Origin of the sequence: Pseudomonas sp. (assembly GCF_026224925.1) — a bacterium.
Taxonomy (GTDB): Bacteria; Pseudomonadota; Gammaproteobacteria; order Pseudomonadales; family Pseudomonadaceae; genus Aquipseudomonas.
The window spans coordinates 1-6,339 of sequence record NZ_JAMFRV010000052.1; the positions used below are offsets into that span (position 1 = coordinate 1).

The 6,339-nt window shown below is 55.9% G+C and carries 3 protein-coding genes; 1 reads left to right on the forward strand and 2 read right to left on the reverse strand.

The annotated features are described in order from the left end of the window. Both M0974_RS02305 and M0974_RS02310 read right to left on the reverse strand, forming a co-directional pair. Positions 1-674: acyltransferase (locus M0974_RS02305; protein ID WP_297832182.1), on the reverse strand; the 674-nt coding region annotated here is incomplete at its 3' end. A 345-nt stretch (positions 675-1,019) separates the two neighbouring features. Continuing rightward, entirely contained in the window at positions 1,020-3,323 is a 2,304-nt protein-coding gene (locus M0974_RS02310) for a fatty acid cis/trans isomerase (RefSeq protein WP_297832184.1), read from the reverse strand. Positions 3,324-3,474: 151 nt separating this feature from the next. Between M0974_RS02310 and metH the strand changes: the two genes are divergently transcribed. After that, positions 3,475-6,339 (forward strand): methionine synthase (gene metH / locus M0974_RS02315; protein WP_297832187.1); only part of this gene is annotated, 2,865 nt, incomplete at its 3' end.

Sequence of the window (6,339 nt, forward strand, 5' to 3'; positions counted from 1 at the left end):
ATCGTGACCAATGCACCGCTGATTGCCATCAAGGGCATCCAAAGACCGTTGGCGATCCAGCCACGCCGGTACATCACGCCGATTGCGATACCCAGCAGAAACTCATAAACGATGTCGTTACGGTAAAAACGACTGATCAGGCCGTAACGCGCCAATATACCGCTGACCGCAAACAGCGAAACCGCAATGACTAGCGGACGATGACGCTGGTTGACCAGGAAAACCATCGAGAACAGTAAATAGAAGAGCATCTCGTAGTTCAGCGTCCACCCCACATTCAGGGTGGGATACAGGCCATATCCACCTGGATTCTCTGAGGGAATGAACAACAGCGACAGAATAAAATGCTGCCAATCGACGACCGCATGCGGCATTAACGGCCGGGCAACCAATATCAACAAGCCCATGGCTGCGGTATAGACCCAATACGCAGGTACTATCCGGATAATCCGATTGACCATAAAACGCCCGACCGGCATGTCTTTGCTCTGCGTCGACAGGTAAATCACTAACCCACTGATGACGAAGAAGATATCCACCCCAACCGCTCCACGGTCGGTGAAGAACTGGCCTATAGGGCCGGACGCATGAAAATCGAAGAAAATCTGCATGAAGTGGTGGCATACAACGACCCATGCGGCGAGTGCCCGCAAGGCTTGAACCGAAATCAACATCCGCAACTCACCTGTTTTCCAATCACGATCAAGGACCCCGAACAGATACTGTCCCAGGACGTGTTCGTAACTCCGACTACGTAAACGGCAAAAAGGTTGCGATGGTTTGATGACCGGTAGATGGCTGCGGGCCATGTTTATCAAGGTGCGCAGGTAAATAGCTAAGTCATTGGCGATGCGGGCGGCGCGATTTTTCTGACGTACCGTGGTGATATCTTCGCGAACAAGTTCGCTCCCACAGAGATCCATATGGGCTAAAAATGTGGGCTCTCCGCGGACCCGGTGGGAGCGAACTTGTTCGCGAAGCAGGCGCCGCGGTCTATCTGAAAACACTCACAGCAAAAACTACAAGTTTTCATACCGATTCATGTCCAACACCCCCGCCTCTATGGGATCGGTCTCCTGAATATAGCGCGTCAAGTCGTGGAAAAAATCCCAAAACTGCGGATTGCTGCGGCGTACTCCCCAGCGCTGGACGATCTTTTCAAAGGCGTCGTTATCTTTGACACGCTGCATGGCATCGACGAACTCGGGGACCTCGTCAGCGGGGATATCGAACATGAAATTCGGATAGCTGCTCAGCACGCCAGGATAAATGGTCAAGGTATCCAAACCCGGCTGATAGCGAGATTCATCGCCGAGGATAAACGCGACGTTAGTGTGCGCGCGGTTGCGCAGCATGCTGTACATCTCACGTTTACCATTGCTGGCGTGCACCCTTAGCATGGTGGCTTCGGGTAATTGATCAATGACCGGCAAACCGGCGGCCGGCCTTGAGGTCAAGCGGCTCAATGCTTGCTCCGCGTCCTGCAACTCAGGTTGCAGATTTTGCCGTGCGCAGTAAGCGCCGAGGCAACGGTTGATTGGGTCAGGCCGGGCGTTCAAGTCGCCATATCGGTTAATCAGTTGCTGAGCAAAGTCGCGCTTGGGGTCTTTCTTGTCGAGGATCAGCCCTGTCGGGGTGTCGTCATCGACCTTCTGATAATCCAGCCACATCTTCACTCTGCCGCCGTCCTGATACCAGTCGTCGAGGAAGCCATCACGAGAGTCAGCCGGCATCAACCGCAGAAAGTTGACCTCGGCACCGTTGCGGATCAAATCGAAATACAGACGCGTCTGGGCCTGATGCGCCACGTTGCCAAACACATCGAAATTGACTGCCAACTGATAATAGGTGCGTTCCAGCAACGGAAAATCAAACAGCCACATGGTTTGCGGCACTTCGCCGATCAAGCCTTTGTTGACCGAGGCGCTATCGAAATGGCGAAAGATCGACAGCAAGGCGTTGTCATTGCCCGCCCATAAGCTCGACCAACTGGGCGGTGGCGCAGCGGCGTACGTATCACTGCGCAAAGCTTCATATTCGTTGCGCTTGTCCCGATACGACAGCCACAGCGACAGGATGCTGCCTACGTCATCAATTTGCCCCGGCATCGCCAACAGCGGTGTTGCCTTGATTCGGTACGCCGGGTTGGTCAGGTAGAGGTCATGGCTGGGATCCTGAAAAAGCACCCAGAAGTTATCCCGAATCACATCGGTGGCGATCTGACCACGGCATACCGGCCCGCGAATAAACGTGCGCACGAAGTATTCAGCGTTGTCGAGCATGAACTGATAGCGCGCCTGAGCGGGGATCTGCTCGAAGGTTTCAAACGGATTGGCCCGGCGGCGCGGCCCATAGCCCGGCAGCGAATCCACCTTCCAGTTGTCGCTGTAGAACAGCGCTTTGACCCGCGCCATTTTGCTCGGGCTCATGGGATAGGTGATGTGCGTCTTGTGCACGATCACCCCTTGTACCGGCCATAAACGGTAATACATCTGCGTACCGGGATCGTCGTCGGGCCGCCGAGTATTGATCAGGTCGATAGGTTGGCCGCTGGGCGTGCGCGAGCGTACCCATTGAAAAAAGTGCCCTGGGGCGCCGCCTTCGAAATAGATATGCGCTAGAAATAGATGTTCGTACAGCCAGCGTGCGACCAATCCTTCACGGGCCCCTGGGGCATTGAGCAAGTCCTCCCACTGATTTATCTGCAGCGCCTCACTGGCATTTGGCGCAAGCCCTTGTTCATCAATCGGAGCGCCCGCTGCCAGCCAACGGCGCAACGTCTGGTATTGCTGGTCGGTCAAACCAGCCACGGCCAGCGGCATACCCTCTTTAGGGTGAGTGGCGGCGTAGGCAGTGAACTCTTCAGGCAGTGGGCATTGATTATCGCGGCTCATGCCCAGAATGACTTCAGGAGGGACTTTGGCATTGGCAATCAAGGGCGTGTTGTGCCCGAGTTCAAGCATCCGCGCCATCAAGGCCGCCTGAGTCGCTTGTGCATCGAGCACGGAATAAAAGCCTTTGTGCTGCCAGGCTGCCGCGCTGTGAGCGTCGAAATAAAGCCGAGTCGGCGTTTGCGCCGTACGGCGCTCACCGTCATATACCTGAATTTTGGTTGCCCCGCGGGCGGCGCCTTCACCGCTCCCCAGATTGAGCTGACACGCCGCGTCGTAACAGGCGTGGCACGCCACGCACTTCTCAGTGAAAATTGGCTGTACATCGCGGGTATAGGAAATCGACTCAGCGTTTGACTGCAACGGGTCTTGGGCCTCGGCGCCACAGCAGATCAGCAGTAAAAAAAACCCAACCAGCACTCGAAGCGCCATATCAACATCCAGACAATTAACCCAGTGATTCTATAGAGACCGCCACGCCTTCAACATGAACGATATTCATGCAAAACCGCGACTCTCACTAAAAGCGCGCAGGTTTGCTATTATCCCGGACCTTCTGTATCAGCCTATTCCAGGTAGTCCTATGTCCAATCGCAGCGTACGCCTCTCAGCCCTCCAGCAAGCCCTCAAAGAGCGCATTCTGATTCTCGATGGCGGCATGGGTACCATGATCCAGAGCTATCGCCTGGAAGAAGCGGACTACCGTGGCAAACGCTTCGCCGACTGGCCGAGCGATGTCAAAGGTAACAACGACCTGTTGATTCTCAGTCGTCCGGATGTGATTGGCGCTATCGAAAAGGCGTATCTTGACGCCGGTGCCGATATCCTCGAAACCAATACGTTCAACGCCACCCAAGTGTCCCAGGCCGATTACGGCATGGAAGCGTTGGTGTATGAGTTGAACGTAGAAGGCGCCCGCCTCGCCCGCAAGGTAGCAGACGCAAAAACCCTGGAAACCCCGGATAAACCGCGTTTCGTCGCCGGTGTGCTTGGCCCTACAAGCCGTACCTGTTCGCTGTCACCTGATGTCAACAATCCCGGCTATCGCAACGTCACCTTCGATGAACTGGTTGAGAATTACACCGAAGCCACACTTGGACTAATCGAAGGTGGCGCCGATCTAATCCTGATCGAAACGATTTTCGACACCCTGAACGCCAAGGCGGCGATTTTTGCGGTGCAAGGCGTGTTCGAAACTGTCGGCTTTGAATTGCCGATCATGATTTCCGGGACCATCACCGACGCTTCCGGCCGCACGTTGTCCGGCCAAACGACTGAAGCGTTCTGGAACTCCGTAGCACACGCCAAACCCATCTCCGTGGGTTTGAACTGCGCGCTGGGCGCTGCTGACTTGCGCCCGTACCTGGAAGAACTGTCGAACAAGGCCGGCACTTACGTCTCGGCTCACCCGAACGCCGGCTTGCCCAACGCGTTCGGTGAATACGACGAAGAGCCAAACCAGACCGCCGCGATCATCGAAGAATTTGCCCAAAGTGGCTTTCTCAACATTGTTGGCGGCTGCTGCGGTACCACCCCGGCGCACATCAAGGCCATCGCCAATGCGGTGAGCAAGTACCCGCCGCGGGCTATTCCTGACATTCCGAAAGCCTGTCGCCTGTCGGGACTGGAACCGTTCACCATTGATCGCAACTCGTTGTTCATCAACGTCGGTGAGCGCACCAACATCACCGGTTCCGCGCGTTTCGCACGGCTGATTCGTGAAGATAACTATACCGAAGCGCTGGAAGTCGCCTTGCAACAGGTTGAGTCCGGCGCCCAGGTGATCGACATCAACATGGACGAGGGCATGCTCGACTCGAAGAAGGCCATGGTGACCTTCCTCAACCTGATTGCCGGCGAGCCGGACATCTCTCGTGTGCCAATCATGATCGACTCCTCCAAGTGGGAAGTGATCGAAGCCGGCCTCAAGTGCATCCAGGGCAAGGGCATCGTCAACTCCATCAGCATGAAGGAAGGCGTCGAGCAGTTCATTCATCACGCCAAACTGTGCAAGCGTTACGGCGCGGCGGTGGTAGTTATGGCCTTCGATGAAGACGGCCAGGCCGATACCGAGAAACGCAAAAAAGAAATCTGTAAGCGCTCCTACGACATTCTGGTCAACGAAGTCGGCTTCCCGCCAGAAGACATCATTTTCGACCCGAACATCTTTGCCATCGCCACCGGCATTGAAGAGCACAACAACTACGCAGTCGACTTCATCAATGCCTGCGCCTACATCCGCGACCACCTGCCCCACGCGTTGACCTCGGGCGGCGTATCCAACGTGTCGTTCTCGTTCCGTGGCAACAACCCGGTGCGCGAGGCGATTCACTCAGTGTTTCTGCTGTACGCGATTCGCAACGGCTTGAGCATGGGCATCGTCAACGCCGGCCAACTGGAGATCTACGACCAGATCCCGACTGAGCTGCGCGACATCGTTGAAGACGTGGTGCTCAACCGCACGCCACACGGCACTGATGCCTTGGTGGCGATTGCCGACAAGTACAAAGGCGATGGCAGCGTCAAGGAAGCGGAAACCGAAGAGTGGCGCACCTGGCCTGTGAACAAACGCCTGGAACATGCGCTGGTCAAGGGCATCACCACCAACATCGTCGAAGACACCGAAGAGTCACGACAGTCCTTCAAGCGTCCGATCGAAGTGATCGAAGGCCCGTTGATGTCTGGCATGAACATCGTCGGCGACCTGTTTGGTTCGGGCAAAATGTTCCTGCCGCAGGTGGTTAAATCGGCGCGAGTGATGAAACAAGCCGTGGCCCACTTAATCCCCTTCATTGAGGAGGAAAAAGGCGACAAACCGGAGGCCAAGGGCAAAATCCTCATGGCCACGGTCAAGGGTGACGTGCATGACATCGGCAAGAACATCGTCGGCGTGGTGCTGGGTTGCAACGGCTACGACATCGTCGACCTTGGCGTAATGGTACCTGCGGAAAAGATCCTTCAGGCCGCCAAAGAACATAAGTGCGACATCATTGGTTTGTCGGGCCTGATTACCCCATCGCTTGATGAGATGGTGCACGTTGCCCGGGAAATGCAGCGGCAGAACTTTTTCCTGCCACTGATGATCGGCGGCGCGACCACGTCTAAAGCGCACACCGCAGTGAAGATCGAGCCTAAGTACAGCAACGACGCGGTCATTTACGTAACGGATGCCTCCCGTGCAGTGGGCGTGGCTACGCAGTTGCTGTCCAAGGAATTGAAGCCCGCGTTCATTGAGAAAACCCGGCTTGAGTACATCGAAGTTCGTGAACGCACGGCCGCCCGCAGTTCGCGTACCGAGCGTTTGAGCTATGGCGCCGCACTGGCGAAAAAGCCTCAGTTCGACTGGTCCGACTACCAGCCGGTCAAACCGACCTTCACTGGCATCAAGGTGCTGGAGAACATCGACCTCAACGTGCTGGCCGAATACATCGACTGGACGCCGTTCTTC

Excerpts from the sequence above, each read along its gene's own strand:
- M0974_RS02310 (WP_297832184.1), bottom strand. The coding sequence starts at position 3,323 with ATGGCGCTTCGAGTGCTGGTTGGGTTTTTTTTACTGCTGATCTGCTGT.